Here is a 24,235-nt window from a genome sequence, read left to right on the forward strand (position 1 = left end):
TCGTTGCATTGACAGAGGCCCCTCCTCAGACTACAGGCTCGCCTCTCCCGAGGGGCTGGGCGCATCGGTACGCGTGCGCCTTCCCCTCCGTCGCTCGCGTGCGCGGCACCTAGGGTCCACGCCTGCGCCCGCTGCGACGAATCCCAGGGAAGGAAAGGAAACAAGAACGAACAACATGACTAGCAACATCTATACGGAGGCAGGCTCGTCCGGGGCGAGCATGGAGAGCTTTGCCGCGCTCTTCGAACAGAGCGTGGAGGGGGGCGATTTCGCGCGTGAAGGAGAGATCATCTCCGGCACCGTGGTCGCAGTGAACCGCGACTCCGTCGTGGTCGACATCGGCGGCAAGAGCGAAGGCGTCATCGCGCTCCGCGAGTTCGCGGACGCCGCGGGCCAGGCCGCCGTCAAGGCGGGCGACAAGGTCGACGTCTACATCGAGAGCCGCGAGAACGACGACGGCCTCGTCACCTTGTCGAAGGAGAAGGCCGACAAGATGAAGGTCTGGGATGAGATCTCGAACGCCTGCGAGGCGGACGAGCTCATCGAGGGCACGATCAGCCAGCGCGTGAAGGGCGGCCTCTCGGTCACCATCCGCGGCGGCGTGAAGGCCTTCCTCCCGGGCTCTCAGGTCGATCTCCGGCCCATCCGCAACTTGGACAAGCTGATCGGCCAGACCTACAAGTTCAAGGTCATCAAGTTCAACAAGAAGCGCGGCAACATCGTCCTCTCGCGGCGGGTCCTCCTCGAGCGCGAGCGCGACGAGATGAAGGCCAAGACGCTCGAGACGTTGACCGAGGGGATGACCGTCAAGGGGACCATCAAGAACATCACCGAGTACGGCGCCTTCGTCGACCTCGGCGGGATCGACGGCCTCCTGCACATCACGGACATGTCGTGGGGCCGCGTGAACCACCCGAGCGAGGTGTTCCAGGTCGGCGACGAGGTCCTCGTGAAGGTCCTCAAGTACAACGCGGACACCGAGCGCGTCTCGCTGGGCCTCAAGCAGACCCAGGAGGACCCCTGGAACCACGCCGAGGAGGCGTACCCCGCGGGCAAGAAGGTCCGCGGCAAGGTCATGTCGATCACCGACTACGGCGCGTTCGTCGAGCTGGAGCCGGGCGTCGAGGGCCTCATCCACGTGAGCGAGATGAGCTGGACCAAGAAGGTCAAGCACCCGTCGAAGCTCCTCGAGGTCGGCCAGGAGCTCGAGTGCCAGGTGCTCGAGGTCGACGCGCGCGCGAAGCGCATCAGCCTCGGTCTCAAGCAGCTGGAGCCGGATCCGTGGATGCTCTTCACGGACAAGTACCACCCCGGCGACAAGATCGCGGGCAAGGTCCGGTCGCTCACCGACTACGGCGTCTTCGTCGGGATCGAGGAGGGCGTCGACGGCATGGTCCACAAGAGCGATCTCTCGTGGTCGGTGCGCGTCAACAACCCGAGCGACCTCTATCACAAGGGCGACGACGTCGAGGCGATCATCCTCTCGATCAACCACGACGAGAAGAAGGTCTCCCTCGGCATCAAGCAGCTCTGGGACGACCCGTGGCCCACCATGCTCACGGAGTACCCGCCCGGCCGCGTGCTCGAGGACGCCCAGGTGGTGAGCATCGTCGACTACGGCGTGTTCGTGCGGCTGCGCGAGGGCGTCGAGGGCCTGATCTCCCAGAGCGACGTGCAGGAGCCCGAGGAGGGCAAGCTGAAGGTCGGCGACAAGGTCAAGGCCGAGATCTCCTCGCTCGACACGGTCGACCGCCGGCTCTTCCTGACGATGAAGAACATCGGCATGGAGCGCCCCGCGCCGGTGCAGCGCCAGCAGCAGAAGCGCAAGGACGACGACGACAAGCCGGTGGCCGGCACGATCGGCGATCTCATCAAGGAGAAGTTCGGCGGCAAGCTCGACCTGAAGTGACGCCGCCCGGCGCGCTGGCGCTGTAACGGCGCCCGCGCGCCCCGGTCGCGCGTCAGGTACGGCGGGCCGCAGGCGCCCCGGTCCAGCCCGGCTCGCCGAGTGGACCCGATGGTCGAGAGGCGAGGCTCTTCCCAGGGCCTCGCCTCTCTCTTTTTTGCGCGAGGTTCCGCGGCGTCCGGCGAGGCCCCGCGGGATCGCGCCGCTCGCTGTCCCGCGAGGCGCCCCGCGCCTTGCCTTTTCCGCGGGTTCGCGGACGATCCTCGTCGATGAGAGGCCTCCGTGCGTGCACCTTCCTCGCGGCGCCGCTCCTCGCCGCCGTCGCGCTCAGCGCGCCGCTCGCGCGGGCCGACGGCCTCGGCGACCGCCCCGGGGGCACGCCGCCCCCCTTCCCTCGCGCGCCGCCTCCTCCCCGCTCATCTCCCGCGCCGCGCCCGCTGCCCCCGCCCGGCCTGCTGCCCGCGCGGCGCTCGCCGCCGCCGCCTGGCGGGCCGACACGCGCGCCCGATCCGTGGCTCGGCCGCGACAAGGCGCTCCATTTCTTCGCGTCGGCGGCCCTCGCCGGCGGCGGGTACACGCTCGGCGCGCTCGCGACGGACGAGATCCCCGGGCGGCTGGCCGTGGGCGCGGCGGTCGCCCTGGGCGCAGGCCTGGCGAAGGAGGTGTTCGACGCCGCCGGGTACGGCACCCCGTCCTGGCGCGACCTCGCCTGGGACGCGCTCGGCACCTCGGCCGGGCTTGGCCTCTCGCTCTGGTTCGATCTCGCGGTGCTCCCGGTCCAGTTCTGACGCCCGGCGGCACGCCGCGTGGCCCGCCGGCGCCGCGGCGCGGGCGACCCGCGAGGACGCCGCGAGCGCCGTAGGCGAGCGGGCGCCCCGGCGAGCGGCCGCCGTGCTAGCGTCACCGCGACATGGGCAACCCCCTGTGGGCGCCCTGGCGCATCGAGTACATCCTTGCGCCGAAGGGCCACGCCGATTGCATCTTCTGCGGCATTCCCCGCGCCTCCGAGCAAGAACAGCGCTCCCGGTTCGTCGTCGCCTCGACCCGCCGCGCGTTCGTCATGCTCAATCGCTACCCGTTCGCGTCGGGCCACCTCCTGGTCGTCCCGCACGCGCACGTCGCCTCGCTCGACGCGCTTGACCCCGCCGACCACGAGGCCCTCTTCCGCCTCGTGCGCGAGTCGTCGACCCGCCTGCGCGCCGCGCTGAAGTGCGAGGCCATGAACATCGGGATCAACCTCGGCACCGCCGCGGGCGCCGGGATCGCCGAGCACCTGCACGTCCACATCGTCCCGCGCTGGTCCGGCGACACCAACTTCATGCCGGTGCTCGCCGACGTCCGCGTCGTCCCGCAGGCGCTCGAGGCGACCCGCGACCACCTGCTCGGCCACTTCGCCGACCTCCCGACCGCGTCGATCGACGGCGACGTCGGCCCGGGCTCGGCCGCGCGCGGCGAGGCGACGTGAGCGAGGGCCCGTCGCGGCGCACCGTGTTCCTGACGGTGAGCGCCGTCCTGACGGCGGCGCTCCTCATCGTCTCCCACGCGGTGCTGCTCCCCTTCGTGCTCGCGCTCGTCGTGGCCTACGTGCTCACGCCGGCGGTCCTCCGGATCGAGCGGGCGCGCGTCCCGCGGTGGGCGGCGATCCTCATCGTCTACGCCCTCGCGGTCTCCAGCGTCGCCGGCTTCTTCGCCCTCAGCGTCCCGCGCCTCATCGTCGAGGGGAAGGCGCTCGCCGTCGAGGCGCCGCGGCTCGCCTCGCGGCTCCGCGAGGAGTACCTGCCCGCGCTCGACGAGCGGCTCAGCCGCTGGATGGGCCGCCCGATCGTGATCCCGCCCCCGGCGCCGCCCGAGCGGGCGCCGGAGGGGACCGCGCCGGACGATCTCTCCGACGTTCCCCCCGACGACGCCCTCGCCGAGCGCGCGGACCGCCCGCCGGTCCGCATCACGCCGGGGCCGGACGGCTCCTTCGACGTGCGGGTCGCCGACGACGTGGAGATCCGCGAGACGGCCGACGGCGTCTGGCAGATCGAGCAGGCGCGCCCGAACCACCCGCTCTCCAGCGCGACCATGCTCCAGGAGGCGTTCGAGAAGGCGGCCTCCTACCTGAAGGAGAACTCGCTCACGGTCCTCCGGATCGGCCAGGCGATCGCGACGGCGATCTCGCGCGGCATCTTCAACCTCTTCATGACGTTGATGCTCGCCGCGTACCTCATCCTGACGCACGAGAAGATCCTCCGCTTCTTCCGCGACCTCTGGCACCCGACCTCGCGCGAGTCGTTCGATCGCTTCCTCCGCCGGCTCGACCGCGGGCTCTCCGGCGTCGTCCGCGGGCAGCTGCTCATCTGCCTCGTGAACGGCGTCCTCTCCGCGATCGGCTTCTGGCTCTTCGACCTCAAGTACTGGCCGATCCTCTCGATCGTCGCGGCCGTGATGTCGCTGATCCCGATCTTCGGCTCGATCCTGAGCTCGATCCCGGCGGTCGTCATCGGCCTCACCCAGTCGTTCGGCACGGCGGTGGGCGTGCTCGCGTGGATCGTGGGGATCCACCAGCTCGAGGCGAACTTCCTGAACCCGAAGATCATAGGCGACGCGGCGAAGATCCACCCGGTGCTCGTGGTGCTGGCGCTCCTCATCGGCGAGCATTTCTTCCAGATCACCGGCGCGCTCTTCGCGGTCCCGTGCCTCTCGATCGCGCAGACGATCTTCCTCCACTTCCGCGAGTCCACGCTCGGCCTCGCCGATCCGACGGCCTCGATCCCCCCGCAGCGCGGCGCGCCGTTCGTCACGCCGTCGATCGAGCCGCTGCCGCCGCTGCGCGGCTTCGAGACGGTCCGCCCGGCGGTGACGCCGGTCCCCGCCTCGGGGGCCGCGGAGGACGCCGGCGCGCGCCGCCCCGGCGACCCCGGCACCGCGCCCGGCTAGCGGCGAGCCCGCCCGCCGGCGCTGGCCGCTCCTGCGCAAGACGGCTATGAGAGCCCGCACCCCGCGGGAGCGGGAGCGCCCGATCCACGACCCGATGAAAACCCCCGGCAAACTCACCCCGAACCCGAAGAAGCAGAGCCCCAAGCAGCAGCGCGAGCAGGCGATCGCGGCGCTGCGCGGCAAGCCCCCGGCCGACCCGCTCTCCAAGCTGAACCCCCGCTCGCTCGCCCTCCGCGCGGGCATCCCGGCGCTCCTCGTCTGGGCCATCGCGCTCGCCATCCCGGGGCTCTGGCCGAAGGTGGTCGCCGGCGTGCTCACGATGCTCGTCGCGGGCGTCCTCTTCTGGGCGCTGCGCTTCGCGACCCGCACGCGCGCCGTCGCGCAGATCGTGCAGACCGCCGACACCGCCGAGGCCCGCAAGGACGCGATCGCCAAGCTCGACACGGAGTTCAAGAAGGACGACGCGGCCGCGACCTTCGCGAAGGCGCAGCTCCAGATGCAGGAGGACCCGCGGGCCGCGCTCCGGACGCTGGAGACCATCAACCTCGACAAGGTGATGGCGCCGATGGCCGACGAGGCGCGCGCCCAGCGCGGGATGATCCACCTCATCCTGAGCGAGACGGACGAGGCGCGGGCGCTCGTCGACAAGATCGACATGACCCGCCACAAGGAGCCGAAGATCCGCGCCATGATGGCCGCCATCGTCGGCGAGGCGTGGGCCCGGACGGGCCAGGCCGCGAAGGCGGTCGACCTGCTCGAGACCTTCGACCCGAACGACGAGGCGTTCGCCGAGCTCAAGCCGCAGCTGCTCCGCGCGCGGGCGTTCGCCTACGCCTGGGCGAACAACACGAAGCAGATGAAGAACACCCTGCGCAGCCTGAGCGGCCTGAACCCGCAGTACCTGAGCGGCTTCATCACGAAGAAGAAGAGCCCCATGGGCGTGCCGCCCCGCGGCGTGCACCCGATGCTCGAGAAGGAAGCGTTCGAGATGCTGATGCGCTCCGGCGCCGTCCCTCGCCGGATGCAGCAGGTGAAGCGCAGCTGAGCGGCGGCCGGGCGAGGCCGGCGGTCCCGGCGGCGAGGCGACGCGCCCGGATCGAGCGGGCGCCGCCCCTTGACGAGGGGCGCTCCGCGCAGCTCAGATGCGCGCCCTGATGAGAGGGACCGCGCTGATCTACAGCTCGCACAGCCGCTGCAACGTCCTCCACAACGACCACATCGCGCAGCGCGCCCTGCAGGGGCAGGACAACAAGCGCATCCTGTTCCTGCCGATGTCGTCGCCGCCGCGCGGCGGCGACGAGCTCGAGGGGCAGCGGCTCGCGTACGAGGACTTCCGCTGGTTCTTCCAGCACTACGAGCGCTTCGGCCTCGAGCACCTCCCGTTTTACTGGACCAGCGGCCTGCGCAAGCAGGACGTCGACGTCCTCTGGCACCACCTCTGGTCGTCCGAGGTGGTGATCCTCGGCGGCGGCTACAGCACGACGGGGCTCTGGCGCTACAAGGAGCTCGGCGCCCGGTTCGACGGAGAGCCCGGCAAGTTCGGCCGGATCCTCCACGAGCGCCGGCGGCGAGGCCTGCTCACGGTCGGGTTCTCCGCGGGCGCCGACCAGCTCTGCCAGTTCCTCTTCCGTCATGTCCGGGACAACCCGGGGGACAACGAGGGGTTCGGGCTCGCGCGCAACACCCTCGTGACGCTGCACCACGAGGCGAGCCGCAATGAAGAGCTCTGGAATGCTGCCAGGCGGTTTCCACATTGTTTCGTGTTCGGGCTCCCGAACGACTCGGGGCTCAACGTGGACTGGGGAGTGCTCCCGTCCGGCAACCTCTGGCAGGTCTATGAGGTGGTCATCGACCGCACCTGGGACGCGCCGTTCGACGCGCTCCACATCAAGACGCGGCAGGGCGCGCTCGTCGACCACATCGACCACACGGGCCGGCACTGGGCGTTCCAGGGCGGCGATCACCTCGTCCGGATCACGTCGCAGGACAGCCGCTACGACCGCGCCTGGATGGCCGTCGGCGGCAGGATCCTCGACTACTGGACGCGCGAGCCGACCGGCTATGGATCCTTGGGCGACCTCCTCGCCGGCCACTGACCGCACCGCCGCCGGCGCGGCGCGCGCCTGATATCGGCGTGACGTCGAGCCGGCACGCGCCTGACGTCGAGGCGGCGCGCCGGGTTGCAAGCGAGCCCGTCTTGACGCCGGACGTACGCTGCGGCATCGATGACGCGGGTCGTCGTGGCCGCTCGCGCTTGCATCTTCTGCAGCATCGTCCGGGGCGAGGCGCCGGCCCACGTGGTGCTCGACGAGCCCGACGCGCTGGCCTTCCTCGACGTCCACCCGCTGTTCCCCGGGCACTGCCTGCTCGTCCCGCGCGCCCACGTCGAGGTGCTCACCGACCTCCCCACAGAGCTCGTCGGACCGCTCTTCGCCACCGCGCAGCGCCTCGCGCGCGCCGTGGAGTCGGCGCTCTCTGCCGACGGCTACTTCGTCGCGATCAACAACCGCGTCAGTCAGAGCGTCCCTCACTTGCACGTCCATGTGGTCCCGCGCCGGCAGAAGGACGGCCTCAAAGGTTTCTTCTGGCCTCGTCATAAATACTCGAGCGAGCGCGAGATGGACGAGGTTCGTGACGCCATCGTGACGGCGTATGGTGGTAGTTGAACACAGCCCGCTCGCCGGTTACCTGGAGCGGAGCCGACCTGCGCAGGGGGTGGGCCGCAGCGCTGTACCGCGGCATTCTGCCACAGTCCGATTTGTCACGTCGCGTCTTGCGACGACACACCCCGGCGGCCAAGTTAAGGAATAGACTAGGCCCCGCTCTGGTTTGAACGGCCGACTGGCGAGTCACCCCACCGTACGATGCTGGCCCCCCGTTCCCTTTTCGCCCGGATCACGCTGCTCTTCCTGCTCGTGCTCGCGCCGATTACCCTGGTGCGAGGGAATGTCAGCGTCATTGAACGGACCGTGGCGAATGTTTCGGGGACGTTGCGCGCCGCGGCCAGCGAGCTCGACCACGCTGATGTCGAGGTCCTGCAGCCGGCGCACCGCAGCACGGCGACCCGCGCTCCCGGGGTGCGCGCCCCGGCGAGCCCTGAAGCCAGACGGTCACGCGTCCTCCTCGTCGCGGACGTCCGGCCCGTCCGCATCACATCGCCCGTCCCTCACCCTCCTGTACGTCGCCCTCCACCACGCCTCCTGAATTGAGCCGTTAGCTCCGCGCCCGCGGCGGGTCGCTGCAGCGCTGGAGACGCTGGACTCGGTGGTGTTCATGGCGATCGCTGCGCCCACCGGCGCAGCGGAGGCAGCCGCGCTCATGCGCGCGGCGTACACGGTTGCGCTGATGTCAGCGCAGCCCGTGGGAGGCGTTGTACGATGCAAAAGCTAGTTGACGGGTTGCACAAGTTCCAGACGGAAGTTTGCCGTTCGCATCAAGATCTTTTTCGCAATCTGGCGAAAGGTCAACGTCCAGAAGCGCTGTTCATCACGTGCTCGGACAGCCGCATCAACCCGAACCTCATCACGCAGACCCAGCCGGGTGACATCTTCATCGTGCGCAACGTGGGGAACATCGTGCCCCCGTACGGCGCCAGCAACGGCAGCGAGTCCGCGGCGATCGAGTTCGCGGTCGCGCACCTCAACGTGAAGAACATCATCGTCTGCGGCCACACGCTCTGCGGCGCGATGCGCGGGCTGCTCGATCCGGCGGGGCTCGACGCGCTGCCGTCGGTCAAGTCGTGGCTCCAGCACGCGGAGCTGACGCGCCGCCTGGTGGAGGAGAACTACCCGCACATCGAGGGCGTGGACCGGCTGACGATCACCGTCGAGGAGAACGTCCTCGCCCAGATCGAGAACCTCAGGACGCACCCGACGGTCCGCGCGCGGCTCGCGCGCGGCGAGCTCTCCCTCTACGCGTGGGTCTTCAAGATCGAGACTGGTCAGGTCTTCCAGTTCGAGCACACGAACGGTCAGTTCGCGCCGATCGACGAGACGGCGCCCCCGTCCGCGCTGCCGGAGACGACGGTCTTCCGGCGAGCCATCTGAGCGCCCGACAGGCACTGGCCCAAGACTCCAACGTTGTAGAGGACCCATCCGATGCAGTCATCGAATGCCATGCAAACACGCGTCCTGTCGGAACACGCCGGCGCCGCGGGGCCCAGCCTCGGGACCGCGGACGCGAAGGGGGGAGCGCCCCCCGGAGCGCCGGCCGCGGAGGGCGCCCCGCCGCTCGATCCGCGCCTCACCGCGAACCTCAAGTTCGATATCCCGTCCGGCGTGGTCGTCTTCCTCGTCGCTCTGCCCCTTTGCCTCGGCATCGCGCTCGCGTCGGGGGCACCCCTCCTGTCGGGCATCGTCGCCGGCATCGTGGGCGGGCTCGTCATCCCGCTCGTGAGCCGCGCCCAGCTGAGCGTGAGCGGCCCGGCGGCGGGCCTCGCGGCCATCGTGCTCGCGGGCATCACCCAGCTCCGGAGCTTCGAGACCTTCGCGCTCGCGGTGGTGATCGGCGGCGCCCTGCAGTTCGGGTTCGGCCTGCTGCGGGCCGGCGCGATCAGCCACTTCTTCCCCTCCTCGGTCATCAAGGGGATGCTCGCGGCCATCGGCGTCCTGCTCATCCTGAAGCAGCTCCCGCACGCCGTGGGCTTCGACAAGGACAACTTCGCGTCCGAGTCGTTCAAGGCGGACGGCGGGAACACCTTCTCGATGCTGGCCCAGGCGACGCAGGCGATCGAGTGGGGCGCGTTCCTCCTCAGCGCCGTCAGCCTCGCGATCCTCGTCGGCTGGGAGAAGTCGCGCTTCGCGAAGATCTCCTGGCTGCCCGCCCCGCTGGTCGCGGTGGTCGTCGCGGTGGCCGGGAACGAGCTGTTCCGGGCGGCGGTCCCGTCGCTCGCCCTCGATCAGAAGCACCTCGTCACGTTGCCCACCGGCGAGGGGCAGAGCCTGCTCAGCGCGCTCCAGCTGCCGGACTGGTCGGCGATCACGCGGCCCGAGGTCTGGGTGCTCGGCGTGACCCTGGCGATCGTCGCCAGCCTCGAGACGCTGCTCAACCTGGAGGCGGTCGACCGCATCGATCCGTGGCGGCGCAAGTCGCCGCCGAACCGTGAGCTCGTCGCGCAGGGGCTCGGCAACATGGTCTCCGGGTTCGCCGGGGGTCTGCCGGTCACGTCGGTCATCGTCCGGAGCAGCGCGAACGTGAACGCCGGGGCGCGCACGCGGATCTCCGCGTTCGTGCACGGCGCGCTCCTCCTGCTCGCCGTGGTCTTCGCGGCAGGGCTGCTCGCGCGCATCCCCCTCGCCTGCCTCGCGGCCATCCTGCTCGCGACCGGCTACAAGCTGGCGAAGCCCAAGCTCTTCGCCGAGATGTACAAGCTCGGCTGGAGCCAGTTCATCCCGTTCGTGGTCACGATCGCCGCCGTCGTGCTCACGGATCTCCTGAAGGGCATCGCCATCGGCCTCGCCGTCGGCGTCGTGTTCGTCCTGAAGGCGAACATGTCCCGCGTGTTCGACGTGATCCACGAGGGGGCGCGCGTGACGATCCGGTTCAACAAGGAGGCGTACTTCTTCACCCAGGGCAAGCTCGTCGCGCTGTTCGATCGGCTCCCGAGCAACTCGCACGTGGTCGTCGACGCCCAGGGCGCGTCGTACGTCGATCACGACGTCGCGGAGCTCATCCGGCGCTTCCAGAAGTCGGCGCCGCAGCGGAACATCAACGTCGAGATCCGCGGGCTCTGACGGCCGCGCCGCGGCGGGGGCTCCGGTTTGCCCCCGCCCGCGGCGTCGGGGCCGTCAGGGCGCCGGCGCCTGCGCGGCGAGCGCCTCGATGCGCGCCGCCAGCGCCTCGATGTCCGCGTCGGACGTGCGCGGGTTCATGATGACGAGGCGCAGCCAGGACTCGCCGCGGAGGGTGGTGCGCGTGACATAGAAGCTCCCCTCCTGGACGAGCTGCTGCCGGATGTGGTCCTGCGCTCGCGAGTCGCGGCCCACCCGGAAGCAGAGGATGTTGGCCTGGGGGACGCCGAAGCACTCGAACGAAGGCCGCCGCGCGAGGAGATCGTGGAAGCGCCGGGCGCTGTCGAAGAGGCGCTCGACGTGCGCGGCGAGGCCCGCCTCGCCGATGAGGGCGAGGTTGAAGAACAGCTTGAGCGACAGCTGCGCCTTCGTGCACTCGAACGTGAGCTTCGACAGGTCGACGCCCTCCCTCTCGTCGCCGCCGTGCAGGTAGGGCGCGTATTGCTCGTAGGTGCCGGCGAGCGCGGCGCGGTCCTTGACCAGGACCGCGCACGCGAGCGTCGACGTGCCGAGCATCTTGTGTGTGTCGCAGACGAGCGAGTCGGCGAGCTCGATGCCGTCGAGGAGCTCGCGGTAGCGGCCCGTGAAGAGCGCCGCCGCGCCGTGGGCGCCGTCGACGTGGAGCCACAGCCCTTCGCGCCGGCAGAACGCGCCGATCTCCCGCAGCGGGTCGAAGGCGCCGTTCGGCGTCGCGCCCGCGTTGGCCACGACGGCGAGCACCCGCTTGCCCGCCCGCGCGGCCTCGTCGTACGCCCGCGCGAGCGCCCCCGGGACGATCCGCAGCGCGTCGTCCACGGCGATCTTCACGACGGCATCGCCGCCGAGGCCCATGATGGAGGCGGCGCGCGCGACGGAGTAGTGCGCGGCCTCCGAGGCGAGCAGGACGAGGTTCGGCGGGACGCCCGCCTTGAAGCTCCCCGGCGCGACGCGCTCCCTGCACGCGAGCAGGGCGCTCAGGTTCCCGAGGCTCCCGCCGTGGGTGATCACGCCGTCGCCCTCGTCCCCCCAGCCGACCTTGCCGCGCATCCAGCGGACGAGCCCGCGCTCGATCGCGGTCCCGGCCGGCCCCATCTCGTAGACGGCCATGCCGTTGTTCAGGACGCCGTGCACGAGGTCGGCGAGCGAGGACGGCAGCATCGGCACGGCCACCTGGTGCCCGAAGTAACGCGGGTGGTGCAGCCGGTTGCTGTTGTCGAGGACGGTGGCGACGAGGGCGGCGAGGTCGGCGCCGCCCTGCGCCACCGCGCGGTCGAAGTCGAGCGCGGCGAGGATCTCCTCGATGGAGCGCTGGACCAGCACCGGCCCCTCGCGGCGCTGCGCCCGGCGCACGTAGTCCGCGAGCAGGGCGCCCACGCGGGCCGACTCGCGCTCGAGGAAATCCGGGGAGAAGACCGCGGTCAGCGCGTCCGTCATCGGGCTCTCACTCCTCGCCCGCCGCTCAGGAATCTGAGGGCCTGGTCGACCTGATCGTCCGTCATCGCGTGCCCTGCGCGCGGCTTGCCGAGCGCCCGCGACGGCCACTTGAGCCGGCGGAGCATCTTCGCGAGCGCCACCTGCTCGCGGTGCGCCGGGTCCTTGCCGCCCCACCCCACGAAGAGGGGCACGCGCCGCCTGGCCTGGGCGCCTGCCCGCTCGAGGTACCGCGCGCCCGAGCCGCCCGCGAACGCGGCGTAGCCGTCGACCGGCAGCCGCCCGCGCATGGCCAGCGACGTCGCGTAGTAGGCGCCGTTCGAGAAGCCGAACACGAGCACCCGATCGAAGCGCCCGCCCGCGCGCTGCTCGAGCGCCGCGCGCGCCGCGTCCCACTCGGCGAGCAGCGCGTCCTCGTGGGCCTGCTGCGCGGCGGTGGCCGTGGGCCAGCACCAGAAGTCCTCCATCCCCTTGGGCCCGATCCCGCGCCGGCCGCGCGGCATCAGCACCGCCACGCCGTGCCGGGCGCCGGCCCGCGCCGCGCCGCGCTGCTGCGCCCACTGCCACCCCGAGTCCGGCTGGACGACCCCGTGCAGGAAGATCACGAGCACACGCGGGCCGGGCGCTTTCCTTTCGGGCAGGAAGGCGCACGCCTCGCCGGGGAGCGACTCGAGCTCCGGCGCGCACCACCGCGCCGCCGCCGGAGCGGACGGCGAAGGCGCGGACGTGTCCTTCGCAGCGGGCAGCGCCGGCGCGTCCTTCGCAGCGGGCAGCGCCGGCGCGTCCTTCGCAGCGGGCAGCGCCGGCGCGTCCTTCGCAGCGGGCAGCACCGGCGCGTCCTTCGCAGCGGACAGCGCCTGTGCGTCCTTCGCGGCGGGCAGCGCCGGCGCGTCTGCCGGGGCCGGGTGGACCTCATCCCCCCGGGCCGAGGCGGGTCCGCCCGCGGCCAGGAGCGCGGCCAGGGACAGCACGATCGCGGGCGAGCGCATGCGCCGCGCAGTATCACGTCCGCGACGCCGCCGGCACGCCGCCGAGCCGGCGGCGGGCGGAGCGTCGCCTTCCGAGCGAAGCCCTCGGCCGCGGCGGCGCGGACGCGCCGGGCCGGGTCAGAGGCGCAGCTCGACGCCCGCGCCCGACGCGCCGATCCACGGCGTCACCGCGCCCGCCTTGGGTGGGCTCGGCGCCGGCTGCTTCAGCAGCAGGTACAGGCCGACGCCCACGGTCGCGGCGCCGATGCCGCCGAGGACGTCGCCCACGATCCCCTTGGTCTTCGCCGAGCGCGCCTCCGGGCCTTCGCGCGTGGCCGCGCCGCTCGCCTGCGACACGCCGGAGAGGCCGAGGACGACGCCCCCGGCGAGGAGCGCGCCGCCCGCGCCCATCACGACGATCGGGAGCGTCCGGTTCGGCGGAGCGGGCCGGGGGTCGGCCACCGGCGGCAGGCCACGCGCCGCGGCGCCCGCCGACGCGGTCGCCCTCGTCTCCGGCTCGAGGGTGATCGGGACCTCGGCCGAGCGGCCCGCCGGGACGTTGAACCGGGCGGCGGCGGCGCGGAACCCCGGCGCGCGCGCCACGATCTCGTGTGCGCCCGGATCCAGCTCGATCGCGCGATTCGAAGCGCCGTGCAGCGGCGCTCCGTCGATGGCCAGCGTGAGCCCGTCGATCTCGCCGGGGCTCACCGCGATCGTCACGCGAGCGACGCGCTTTTCCAGCGCGGCGACCGCGTCGCGCGCCGGGCGGACGTAGGGCGCGGTCGTCGTCGTGGTCGGCTCGGCCAGAAAGGCGCGAAAGCTGGCGAGCGCTTCGACGAGCCGCCCGGTCTCCTTCTGCGCCACGCCGAGGCTGTACCAGGTGAGGGCGGCAGGCTTGATCTGGAGCGAGCGGGCGTACAGGACGCGCGCGTCGTCCCAGCGACCCTGCCGCGCGAGCTTCGATCCCTCGATGAACAGCGCGCGCGCGGATTTCACATCCCCCGCGCCTTCCTCGGCCGCAGGGAGCGGGGACGCGGCCGAGAGCAACGCGGCGACGAGGAGGGCGGAGAGCAGCCTGGATCGTGCAGGAGACCGCGCCGTCATTGGCACTCTCCCTGCCGGCAGCGGCGGCGCTCCGGGCATGTGTTGCCGCACGCTCCGCAGTGCTCGGCGTTGTTGCTCACGTTCGTTTCGCAGCCGTTCTCCCTGTCCCCGTCGCAGTCGCGGTGAGGTCCCGGGCACGTCAGCTCGCCGCCGGCGCCGCTGCTCGCGCCGGGGCCGCTCCCCGGACCGGGGCCGCCTCCCGCACCGGGGCCGCCTCCCGCACCGGGGCCGCTCCCCGGACCCGGACCGCTGCTCGCGCCGCCGGCGCCGCCCTCGCCCCCGCTGCTGCTGCTGCTCGCGCCCCCGCTGCTGCTGCTCGCGCCTCCGCTGCTGCTGCTCGCGCCTCCGCTGCTGCTGCTCGCGCCTCCGCTGCTGCTGCTGCTGCTCGCGCCCCCGCTGCTGCTGCTCGCGCCGCCGCCGCTGCTCGCGCTCCCGTCGGCACCGCCGCTGCCTGTGTTCCCGCCGCTCGTGCTGCTGCTCGCGCTCCCATCGGCACCGCCGCTGCTTGGGCTCCCGCCGCTCGCGCTGCTGCTTGTGCCGCCGCTGCTCGCGCTGCTGCTTGTGCCGCCGCCGCTGCTTGCGCCTTCGAGCTCGCCGCTTGCGCTGCTGCTCGTGCCCTCGAGCTCGCCGCCCCCGCCGCGGCTTCCGCTCTCGCTGCCGCCATGGCCGGTCGCGCTCCCGCCCGGAGCACCGCCGGCGTCCCCGTGGGCCCCCTGCCCGCCTTGGCCTCCGGCGCCCTCTGTCTCGTCCGGCTTGTCGGACAGCTCGGCGCCGATCATCACGATACAGCCACCTTGGCCCAGCGTCGCCGCCGCGAGGGTGGCCAGGAGGAGCAGCAGCCCACCGGGGCCGCGAACAGAGCGGAGTTTCACCCCATGATTGCGCATGACCACCTCAGAAATCGGGCGTCTCGGGCAGCGGCATGGACGTCGAACCGGATCTCGGAGACGCGGACGGCGGGGCCCGACGAGCGCGTGTCCCGTCCACTGGCGCTCTCCTCGCAGTGGCCTTGTCCGACGGACCAGCGGTATCGTCCCGGGGCACGGCGGCCTTGCCTGAAGCGATTGCGGTCCTGTCCGAGGGAACAGCGGCCTTGCCCGAAGGAACCGCGCTAACGTCCCCGGGAGCAGCGGCCTTGCCTGAAGGAATCGCCGCAGCGTCCCCGGGAGCAGCGGCCTGGCTTGACGGAACTGCGGTCCCGTCCGAGGAAACCACCGCAGGCCCCTCGCCGCGAGGCGCGAGACGGATGGCAGGCTCCGCCGAGCTCGCCGCCGGCGCCCGCGACTCGGGCAACACCGGATCTCGCGCCAGAGCCGACACCGCGGCCGTGGTCGCCTCCTCATCGCTGCCTGTGCTCGCGCTGCCGCTCCGCGCGTTCAGCAGCCCCATGATGATCACCACCGGCGCGACGAAGGCGGCCATGACACCGAGGAAGAGCGCCCTCTGCAGCCGCGGAGGGGGCGTAAGCCCCGCCGGCGCGCTGCCATGGAGCTCATCCATCCGGATGGTGCCCCCACGAACGCCGGTGGGCGTGACCGACAGGGGCGCCGGCTCGGCGAGCGCCGGCTCCGCCGCATCACGAGCGTGGAGCCCCGCGAGCAGATCGGGAGAGGCGTTGGGGAGGGCGGCGACCGGGACGGCGAGCTCCGCGGTCGTCAGCGGTTCGACCCCCCGCGCCAGCCACTGGTGCACGAGCGACGTGCCCGCCACATCCGCCGAGATCCCCCGCTGGACCGCCCAGGACGCCAGCGCGCGCCCGAGCGCGCGCATGGTGGGCCACCGGTCGGCCGGCAGCTTCGCCAGCCCTCGCCGGATGATCGCCCAGAGCGCCTCGTCGCCGGCCGCGAGCTGGGTGGTGGGGACCGGCTCCTTGTTGAAGATCGCCGAGATGATGGCGCCGAGGTTGTCCCCGGTGAACGGTCGCCGTCCGGTGATGAGCTCGTACAGGACCACGCAGAACGCCCAGACGTCGGTCTGCTCCCCGATCTCCAGCTGGCCGTCCGCCTGCTCCGGCGACATGTACTCCGGGCTGCCGACGATCATCCCCCGCTGCGTGATCGCCGGGTTCATGCCGCTCGACAGCTTCGCAATGCCGAAGTCGACGATCTTGGGCACGTAGCCGCCCGCCCCGTCGGAGACGACGAGGATGTTCGCAGGCTTGATGTCGCGGTGGATGACGCGCTGCGCGTGCGCGGCGGAGAGGGCACACGCGACCGGCAGGAGCATCTGCACCGCATACTCCGGCGTCATCCGTCCCCGCGCGTCGAGCCAGCTGGCGAGCGACGTGCCCTCGAGGAGCTCCATCACCAGGAACGGCTCGCCCGAATCGGTCGCGCCGAAATCGAACACGCGCACGATCGCGGGGTGACCGAGCTTCGCCGTCGCCCGCGCCTCCCGGAGCAGCCGCTCGGCGGCGTGCGCGTCGAACTGCTCCTCGTGGATGACCTTGATCGCGACGTCGACGTCAAGCCACAAGCTGCGCGCGCGCCAGACCGATCCCATGCCGCCCGCGCCCAGCCGGCCGAGGATCTGGTACTTGCCCGCCAGGACCTCGCCCGGGGCGTGCTCCCCGGGCATCAGCGCGCGAACCAAGGACGAACCACCGCCCGTGCTCGCGCCGCCTCTCCTGGCGACCGATCCGCTCTGGCTGGAGGTGCAATGCTCGTCCTTCATGGTTCGTCCTTCTCTGGAAGCAAGGGACGAACCACCGGCCATCCACCCTGGCCACCCGCATCACCGCCGCGAAACACCGACCCGGGCCCCCCCTCGCGCGCCGGGTGGTTGGAGCCGTCGGCGTTCGTCTGCGCTCTCCACAGAGGCACAATCGCAATCGCTGCCCCGCACGGCGTTGGAGCCGCTGCGCGCATAGGCCACGCTGAGGCGATTTGCACCAGGTCGTCTCGATCTCGAAAGAGACGGGGCGCCCTCTCGGCCCGACGCTCCCCGGACGACATCGCAGAGCGGTCGGTCCCGGAGCGGGCGCCCCCCCGCGGCGCCGCTCGGAGGAAACGGGGCGCCAGACCTCGGGACCCCGGGGTGCAGCGGCCCGTGTGCCCGGCGCTGCTACCTCCTCCGCCCGCCGCATCGTGCTCCCTGGACGATCTTTGTCAGGAAGATCCTCCTCGCGTCGGGCTCGCGCTACACTGCCCGGCGACGTGGTGCCCCCTGCACCCAAGACAACGCTGGACGACTCGCTGCTGGGAACCGGCTCGGAACGCCTACGTTCCAAGAAGCCGACGCCCGGGCTGGTGCTCGTCTTCTCGGTGGACAGCCCCCGCTGCGACGTCCTTCCGCTCAAGGACGGCGAGCTCGAGCTCGGGCGCGGCGAGGTCGGCGGCGTCCCGCTCGACGACCTGCGGATGTCGCGCAGGCACGCGCGCGTGCGCCTCGACGACGGCGCGTGGGTGGTCGAGGACCTCGAGAGCCGCAACGGCACGTCGCTCGACGGCGTCCCCCTGACCGGCGCGCGCGCCGGCGCGGAGCTGCGCATCGTGCGGACGGGCTCGTCGGTGTTCCTGATCCAGGCCGACGTGGAGCCCTTCCGGGCCGGGATCGCCACCGCCGGGGGCACGATCCTCGGGCCGACCCTCGCCCGGGCGTGGGACGCGATCGATCGCGCCGCGCGCTCCGGGACGATGCTGCACATCACCGGTGAGAGCGGGACCGGCAAGGAGCACGCGGCGCGCGCCTTCCACGCCCTCGGCCCGCGCCGGAGCGGGCCCTACGTCGCCGTCAACTGCGCCGCTATCCCCGACGGGCTGGCCGAGCGGCTGCTCTTCGGCGCCCGCAAGGGGGCCTACTCGGGCGCCGCGGCGGACGCCGAGGGCTACGTGCAGGCGGCGCAAGGCGGCGTGCTCTTCCTCGACGAGGTCGCCGAGCTCGACCTCGGCGTGCAGGCGAAGCTCCTCCGGGCGCTGGAGACGAGGGAGGTGATCCCGCTCGGCGCCTCACGGCCCGTGCAGGTGGACTTCGCGCTCGTGTCGGCGACCCACAAGGACCTTCGGGCCCAGGTCTCGGCAGGGAGGCTGCGCGAGGACCTCTTCTTCCGCATCGGGCGGCCGGCGGTCCGCATCCCGCGGCTGCAAGAGCGGCCGGAGGAGATCCCGTGGCTCGTGCGCGCGGCGCTGCGGGACGCCGGAGCGGCCGCCGGCCCGGACGGCGCGGCGCTCGTGGCCCACGCGTCGCTGATCGAGGAGTGCCTCGTGCGGGCGTGGCCCGGCAACGTGCGGGAGCTGATGGCAGAGATCCGCGCCGCGGCGCAGGAGGCGCAGATCGCGAAGAGCCCGGTGGTCCAGGCGCGGCACCTGTCGCCGTCCGCGGGGCACGCCTTCGCCCAGGCGTCGGCGAGCTCGCCGGATCAGTCCGCGTCGGGGCTCGGCGAGAGGACGCCGCGGCCGTCGCAGGCGTCCGCGGGGCGGACGCAGCGGCGCGCGGCGGCGCTGCCCGCCGACGAGGTCATCGAGGAGGCGCTGCGCCGCGAAGGGGGGAACGTGGCGCGCACGGCCCGGGCGCTCGGCGTGCACCGGACGCAGCTCCGCCGCTGGCTCGGGCGGCGCGCCACGGGCACCGACGACGAGGAAGACGACGCGGAGGGCTGAAGCGCCGGCCGCATCGCCCCCGGAGCAACGCGGCCGGCACGGCCGGCGGCCGGCACGGCCGGCGGCCGGCACGGCCGGCGGCCGGCACGGCCGGCGGCCGGCACGGCCGGCGCGTCAGCCGCGCAGGACCACCGTGGTCTGCTGCGCGAGATCGGCGACCGAGCCCCCGACGTGCAGCGTGTACGCGCCGGGCTCCACCTGCCAGCCGCCCGCCGCCCAGTGCGCGAACGCCCGCGGCGCCATGGTGATCGCGACCTCGGCCTCCTTGCCCGGATCGGCCTCGACGACGGCGAAGCCCGCCAGCCACAGCGCAGGGCGCTCGACCTTGGACTCGGCCCTCGAGAGGTAGAGCTGCACCACGTGACGCCCGCGGCGGCGGCCGGCGTTGCGCACCCGCACCCGGGCCTCGACGGCCTCGCCGGCGGCGAGGCCCGACGGCGCGTCCACGCCGAGGATCTCCCAGCGCGTGTAGCCCAGGCCGTGCCCGAACGGGTACGCCGGCGCGACGCCCGCGCGGGCCCAGGCGCGGTAGCCGATGTGCAGGCCCTCGGCGTAGACGAGCTTGCGGTTCTCGGGCTTCGTCGAGAGCACGGGCACGTCCTGCTCCCGCGCCGGCCACGTCGTGGGCAGCCGGCCGCCGGGCTCCCGCGCGCCGAGCAGCACGTCGGCGACCGCGTTGCCGAACTCCTGGCCAGGGAACCAGGTGAGCAGCACCGCCGCCACCTCGTCGCGCCACGGCAGGGTCACCGGCCCGCCGGCGTTCACCAGGACGACGGTGCGGGGGTTCGCGGCCGCGACCGCGCGGACCAGCTTGTCCTGGCCGCCGGGGAGGGCGAGCGTGCTCCGGTCGAAGCCCTCGCTCTCGATCTGCTCGGTGGTGCCGACGACCACGATCGCCACGTCGGAGGAGCGCGCGAGCTCCACCGCGCGCGCGAGCTCTTCCTCCTCGGGCAACGCGGGGACCTCGACGCCGAGCGAGAACGCCACCGCGATCGCGCCCGGGGGGACGGCGTGCGTGAGCTTGAGGTCGAGCTCCTCCCCGGCCGCGAGGGACAGCTCGGCCCCGAGGTGCGGCGGCGCGAGCAACGCCGCGGCGAGATCGTCGATGTGCGACGCGATCGTCTGGTCGAACAGGACCCGCCCGCCGCCGGTGAGCCGGAAGGCGCCCACGCCCGCCACGCCGATGCGGTAACGGCCGGCCTCGACGGCGCGGAACCGCGCCGTCACCTCGATGGTCGCGGACTGGTTGGCGCGTCGATCGCCGATGTACGTGAGCTTCCCGACGTCGCGATGCTCCTCGTGCAGCGGGTTGCCTTGCGCGTCGAGGAGCCGCACGTGCACGCCCGGCTGCCCGGTCACGGGGTCGATCACGTGCTCTCCGGTCACCGGCACGAGCCCCTCGTGGATGCGGGTGCCGAGCGCGTAACGCACCTCGGCGCGCTGGCCGAGCGCGGCGCGCAGCCCGTCGAGCGGCGAGACCGTGTAATGCGGGTGCACGGTGGCGCTGCCGCCGCCCTGGGTCCGCCCCCGCGCGGCGCTCGGGCCGATCACGGCGACGCGCCGCAGGCCCTCGGGGTCGAGGGGGAGCACGTCGCCCTGGTTGCGCGCGAGCACCATGCCGGCGGCGGCGGCCTCGCGGGCGAGCTTCCCGGCCTCGGCTGCGGGGATCGCGGCGGGGGCGGGGCGGGCGGGCGGGACGCCCTCGAGCGCGCCGACCCGGGCGGCGAGGCGCAGCAGGCGGCGGACCTTGTCGTCGATCGCCTTCTCCGGGACGGCGCCGCTCCGCACGGCGGCGACGAGCGCGTCGCCCCACGGGCCTTCGGGGCCCGGCATGACGAGGTCGAGCGCCGCGCGCCCGGCGGCCTCGGTGGAGCGGGTCGCGGTCCAGTCCGAGACCACGACGCCGTCGAAGCCCCACTCGTCCTTGAGCGGCGAGGCGAGCAGGGCGCTCTCGGTCATCGTCGCGCCGTTGACCCGGTTGTAGGACGCCATGACGAGCCACGCGCCGGCGCCGGCGGTCATCCGCTCGAACGGCGCGAGGTAGAGCTCGCGCAGCGGCCGCTCGTCGACGCGGACGTCGACGGTGAACCGCTCGGTCTCCGCGTCGTTGGCGACGTAGTGCTTGGGCGTGGCCGCGACGCCGTGGGCCTGCAGCCCCCGCACGTACGCCGCGCCGAGGCGGCCGGTCAGCAGCGGGTCCTCGGAGAAACACTCGAAGTGACGGCCGCCGAGGGGGCTCCGGTGCAGGTTCACCGTCGGCCCCAGGACGACGTCGACGTTCTTGCGGCGCGCCTCCGACGCGAGCAGCGCGCCGACGCGCTCCATCAAGGCCTCGTCCCAGGTCGCCGCGAGCGCGGTGGGGGACGGGAGGCTCACCGAGGGGTCGCGCTCGTCCCAGAGCTCGCCGCGCACGCCGACCGGACCGTCCGAGAGCACCATGCGCCGCAGGCCGATGGCGGGCTCCGGGTGTGTGCTCCAGAAGTCGGCGCCCGTGAGCAAGCGCACCTTCTGCTCGAGCGAGAGCGCGGCGAGCGCTTCCGCCACCCGCCGCTCGACGGCCTCGGGCTGGTGATCGTTCGGACGATGAGGAGCTGAGCGCGGATCGGCGACGGCCATGGACCCTCCTGGAAGCAAGCGGAGCTGCCGCCCGCGGAGGCGGCCGGCCAGCACGGTACTTACGGGGAGGTGGAAACGCCAGCCTTGCAGGAAAATTACCGTACCTTCAACGTGCGTGGACACCCGCCATGGACGAGGCCGTCAGCGTGTTTGAATGGCTCCGTCCGGGCGCTCGTTCGCGTTACGAGCCACCGACGCTGTTCACGCGCGCTTCGGTCAGCCTCGCGAGGATCTGATCGGCGGTCTCCGCGGCCGTGAGGTCCGAGGTGTCCAACCAGAGGCCCAGTCGCGGTGTCTCCGCGCGCAATGCACGGTCGAAGTCGAGGACCGAGGACGTGTCTTGGTAACCGCTCTTCGCTCGACCCGCCTCACGCGCCGCGACCACGGCGGGATCCGGGCAGAGCACGATGACGTGAAGAGGACGGCGCGCGTGAGCCTGCACCACCTCGGCGAGCCAAGGGCCGAGGATGATGTCCTGGTACACGACCGTGAATCCGGCCTGGAGATAGAGGTCGGCCGCGGCCGCCGCGATGCGGTACCGGAGCCGCAGCTGCTGCTGGGCCTCCTCGGAGAGCTCGAAGCCCATCTCGGCGCGGCCGTTGACGATCATGCGGCGGAACACGTCGCCCCGGAGGTGCACGCTCCTCGGCAGCCGCTCCGCCAGCTGCTGGGCGACGGTGGACTTCCCTGCAGCCATGAGCCCGGTGATCAGGAGGAGCGACGGCGGGTCCGGCAGGCTCATGCGCAAGGTTACTTCCTGTTCAGGAACGCGTCCATCGCCTGCCGGTGGTCCGGGCCGTTCCACTGCTCGGCGAACGCCCGGCGCTCGACCTCCACGGCGGAGGCGCGCAGCGCCTCGCGCACCTTGCAGAGCGACCGCTTCATCGCCGCCACCGCCGCGCGCGGGCTGTCGGCGATGCGGTTCACCTGCGCGATCGCCCGGCTCCGCGCGGCGCCGGTCGCGACGACCTCGTTCACGAGGCCGATCCGGAGCGCCTCGGCCGCGTCGATCCGCTCCGCCGTCAGGAGGAGCCGCGACGCCTCGAGCGGGCCGACCCGCTCGCAGAGCCGCGTCAGACCGCCCCACGCCGGGGACAGGCCCATCTTGACGTGGCGGAACGAGAGCGCGGCGTGCTCCTCGATGATGACGAAGTCGCAGAGCAAGAGCAGCTCGCAGCCGCCGCCCAGCACGTCGCCCTGCACCGCGGCGACGATCGGCACATCGCTCTCCTCGAAGGCGGCGAAGCTGTCGAACATCGCCAGGACCTCGCCGCCCTGCGCGCCGCCCGCGGCGAGCGCGTGCAGCTCGCGGATGTCGCCGCCCGCGACGAAGACCTCGTCGTCGGCCGCGGTGATCACGACGCCGCGCACCCGCGGGTCGGCGGCGGCCAGGCGGATCGCGTCGGCGAGGCGCCGCGCGACGGCGCTGTCGATGGCGTTCTTGCACTCCGGGCGATCGATGGTCAGGACGACCGCATCGCCGGCCGCCTCGACCCGCAGGCTCACGAGGCGGCCCTCCGCGCGCCCCTCCCGTTCGTGAGCAGCGCAGGCTTCCTCCGCCCCGCGCCCGCGCCGTTCTGCGCGGCGCGGCCGAGCCGGCGCGGCGCCACGCGCTCGTCGTGGATCACGTCGGCGATCCGCGCCTCGAGCGTGCGGCGGCTGAGGCCGCGCTGCTCCGCCGCGTACCGCTCGGCGTACTCGATGATCGCGCCCGCGACGTCGACGCCGCTCGCGCGCTCGATCCCCTCCAGGCCGGGCGAGCTGTTGATCTCGAGGAGCTTGGGGCCGGAGCGCGCCTCGAGCATGTCGACGCCGGCGACCTCGAGGCCCATCGCCTTGGCGGCGCGGATCGCGACGCTGCGGTAGGCGCGCGGCAGCTTCAGCCGGTCGCCCTTGCCGCCGCGGTGGAGGTTCGAGCGGAACTCGCCCGGCTTCGCGACCCGGCGCATCGCCGCGACCACGCGGCCGCCGACGACGATGACGCGGATGTCGCGCCCCTTCGACTCGCGCACGTACTCCTGGAGCACGATGTCCTGGCCCATGGCCCAGAACGTCTCGAGCAGCGCGTGCACCGCCTGGGGCGTCTCGGCGAGCATCGTGCCGATGCCCTGCGTGCCCTGCTGGAGCTTGACGATCGCGGGACAGCCGCCGACGAGCGAGAGCGCCGCCTCGACGCCGGCCGGGCTCCGGGCGCACACGGTGATCGGCACGTTGAGCTTGCGGCGCGTGAGCAGCTGGAGCGCGCGCAGCTTGTCGCGGCTCCTCGCGATCGAGACGGCGCCGTTCAGGACCGGGACGCCCATGAGGTCGAACTGGCGGACGACGGCGAGCCCGTAGTTCGTGATGCTCGCGCCGATGCGCGGGATCACGATGTCGAAGCGGGGCACCGCGGAGCCGCCGACGAGCAGCGACGGGCGCCCGCGTGACACCACGATCTGGAAATCGAGCGGATCGATGACGCTGACGTCGTGGCCACGCGCGCGCCCCGCGAGCACGATGCGGCTCGTCGAGTAGAGGGACGCGTTGCGCGACAGGACGAGGAATCGCATGTGGCCGGGAGGCTAGCAGAGCCCGCAGACCGCGTGGATGGGTGCGCGCCCCGATTCTCTCCGCGCCCGCGTTCTCCCGCGTCGTTCCGCGTCGTTCCGCGTCGTTCCGCGTCCTTCCGCGTCACTTTCCGCATCCACCTTGCGTTCGTTCCACAATCGCCTTGCGTCCAGCGCGCGACCGCGTGCGCCCGCAGCAGCGCCGCGCGTCACGGGCCGGGTTTTCATCCAGTTTCGCGGCGCTTGGTGCGCTGCCATCCGTCTGCTCGCACGGCCCCGCCCGGCAGACCCGACGCGGGCGGAACCGCCGGGGCGCGGCGCTTGCGCTGGAAAATGTTTCGTGTACGAATCAATTGGCTTCCGCTGGCCAGGAGGG

General features: G+C 72.6%; 19 protein-coding genes. 10 read left to right on the forward strand and 9 right to left on the reverse strand.

Features of this window, described 5'->3' with window-relative positions; all coding sequences use genetic code 11:
• Positions 1-175 precede the first annotated feature (175 nt).
• The 9 genes from WMF43_RS38810 to WMF43_RS38850 all read left to right on the forward strand — a co-directional run bounded on the left by WMF43_RS38810 (position 176) and on the right by WMF43_RS38850 (position 10,560).
• Positions 176-1,909, forward strand: a complete 1,734-nt coding sequence (locus WMF43_RS38810) for a 30S ribosomal protein S1 (RefSeq protein WP_437672714.1) — start codon at positions 176-178, stop codon at positions 1,907-1,909.
• A 266-nt stretch (positions 1,910-2,175) separates the two neighbouring features.
• On the forward strand, positions 2,176-2,694 hold the full coding sequence (locus tag WMF43_RS38815) for a hypothetical protein (RefSeq protein WP_437672716.1): 519 nt from the start codon (positions 2,176-2,178) through the stop codon (positions 2,692-2,694).
• Positions 2,695-2,816: 122 nt separating this feature from the next.
• Positions 2,817-3,371, forward strand: a complete 555-nt coding sequence (locus WMF43_RS38820; protein ID WP_437672718.1) for an HIT family protein — start codon at positions 2,817-2,819, stop codon at positions 3,369-3,371.
• On the forward strand, positions 3,368-4,828 hold the full coding sequence (locus tag WMF43_RS38825; protein WP_437672720.1) for an AI-2E family transporter: 1,461 nt from the start codon (positions 3,368-3,370) through the stop codon (positions 4,826-4,828). Before WMF43_RS38820 ends, WMF43_RS38825 begins: the two co-directional genes overlap by 4 nt.
• Before the next feature lie 46 nt (positions 4,829-4,874).
• Positions 4,875-5,873 (forward strand): hypothetical protein, encoded by a 999-nt coding sequence (locus WMF43_RS38830; RefSeq protein WP_437672722.1) that lies wholly within the window; start codon positions 4,875-4,877, stop codon positions 5,871-5,873.
• A 109-nt stretch (positions 5,874-5,982) separates the two neighbouring features.
• Positions 5,983-6,924 (forward strand): hypothetical protein, encoded by a 942-nt coding sequence (locus tag WMF43_RS38835; RefSeq protein WP_437672724.1) that lies wholly within the window; start codon positions 5,983-5,985, stop codon positions 6,922-6,924.
• A gap of 129 nt (positions 6,925-7,053) precedes the next feature.
• Complete coding sequence (locus WMF43_RS38840) at positions 7,054-7,494, forward strand: HIT family protein (protein ID WP_437672726.1); 441 nt, start codon at positions 7,054-7,056, stop codon at positions 7,492-7,494.
• Positions 7,495-8,205: 711 nt separating this feature from the next.
• On the forward strand, positions 8,206-8,874 hold the full coding sequence (locus WMF43_RS38845) for a carbonic anhydrase (RefSeq protein WP_437672728.1): 669 nt from the start codon (positions 8,206-8,208) through the stop codon (positions 8,872-8,874).
• A gap of 69 nt (positions 8,875-8,943) precedes the next feature.
• The gene (locus WMF43_RS38850) at positions 8,944-10,560 is read left to right on the forward strand and encodes a SulP family inorganic anion transporter (RefSeq protein ID WP_437672730.1); all 1,617 of its coding nucleotides are present in this window, start codon (positions 8,944-8,946) and stop codon (positions 10,558-10,560) included.
• Positions 10,561-10,614: 54 nt separating this feature from the next.
• On the opposite strand, the gene WMF43_RS38855 is transcribed toward WMF43_RS38850, so the two are convergent.
• From WMF43_RS38855 to WMF43_RS38875, 5 genes are all read right to left on the reverse strand, one after another.
• The gene (locus WMF43_RS38855; RefSeq protein WP_437672732.1) at positions 10,615-12,030 is read right to left on the reverse strand and encodes a pyridoxal phosphate-dependent decarboxylase family protein; all 1,416 of its coding nucleotides are present in this window, start codon (positions 12,028-12,030) and stop codon (positions 10,615-10,617) included.
• The gene (locus WMF43_RS38860; protein WP_437672734.1) at positions 12,027-13,016 is read right to left on the reverse strand and encodes an alpha/beta hydrolase; all 990 of its coding nucleotides are present in this window, start codon (positions 13,014-13,016) and stop codon (positions 12,027-12,029) included. The genes WMF43_RS38855 and WMF43_RS38860 overlap by 4 nt, the downstream gene beginning before the upstream one ends.
• 117 nt (positions 13,017-13,133) lie before the next feature.
• Positions 13,134-14,099 carry a hypothetical protein gene (locus WMF43_RS38865; RefSeq protein WP_437672736.1) on the reverse strand — a complete coding sequence of 322 codons (966 nt, stop codon included), beginning with the start codon at positions 14,097-14,099 and terminating at the stop codon, positions 13,134-13,136.
• Entirely contained in the window at positions 14,096-14,971 is an 876-nt protein-coding gene (locus WMF43_RS38870; RefSeq protein ID WP_437672738.1) for a hypothetical protein, read from the reverse strand. Before WMF43_RS38870 ends, WMF43_RS38865 begins: the two co-directional genes overlap by 4 nt.
• 22 nt (positions 14,972-14,993) lie before the next feature.
• Positions 14,994-16,772: a serine/threonine-protein kinase gene (locus WMF43_RS38875; protein WP_437672740.1), complete on the reverse strand. Its 1,779-nt coding sequence runs from the start codon at positions 16,770-16,772 to the stop codon at positions 14,994-14,996.
• Positions 16,773-17,347: 575 nt separating this feature from the next.
• Here WMF43_RS38875 and WMF43_RS38880 point away from each other — a divergent pair.
• Positions 17,348-18,697, forward strand: coding sequence for a sigma 54-interacting transcriptional regulator (locus WMF43_RS38880; protein ID WP_437672742.1), 1,350 nt, complete (start codon positions 17,348-17,350; stop codon positions 18,695-18,697).
• Positions 18,698-18,811: 114 nt separating this feature from the next.
• Here WMF43_RS38880 and WMF43_RS38885 read toward each other — a convergent pair whose 3' ends face one another.
• The 4 genes from WMF43_RS38885 to WMF43_RS38900 form a co-directional block, all read right to left on the reverse strand.
• Positions 18,812-21,313 carry a beta-glucosidase gene (locus WMF43_RS38885; protein WP_437672744.1) on the reverse strand — a complete coding sequence of 834 codons (2,502 nt, stop codon included), beginning with the start codon at positions 21,311-21,313 and terminating at the stop codon, positions 18,812-18,814.
• Positions 21,314-21,494: 181 nt separating this feature from the next.
• Positions 21,495-22,055, reverse strand: a complete 561-nt coding sequence (locus tag WMF43_RS38890) for an AAA family ATPase (protein ID WP_437672745.1) — start codon at positions 22,053-22,055, stop codon at positions 21,495-21,497.
• A gap of 8 nt (positions 22,056-22,063) precedes the next feature.
• On the reverse strand, positions 22,064-22,819 hold the full coding sequence (locus WMF43_RS38895; protein ID WP_437672747.1) for an enoyl-CoA hydratase/isomerase family protein: 756 nt from the start codon (positions 22,817-22,819) through the stop codon (positions 22,064-22,066).
• Positions 22,816-23,862: a RimK family alpha-L-glutamate ligase gene (locus WMF43_RS38900; protein ID WP_437672749.1), complete on the reverse strand. Its 1,047-nt coding sequence runs from the start codon at positions 23,860-23,862 to the stop codon at positions 22,816-22,818. Before WMF43_RS38900 ends, WMF43_RS38895 begins: the two co-directional genes overlap by 4 nt.
• Positions 23,863-24,235: the final 373 nt, after the last annotated feature.

The sequence above is a fragment of the Sorangium sp. So ce131 genome, assembly GCF_051519095.1.
In the GTDB taxonomy this organism is placed as follows: domain Bacteria; phylum Myxococcota_A; class Polyangia; order Polyangiales; family Polyangiaceae; genus Sorangium.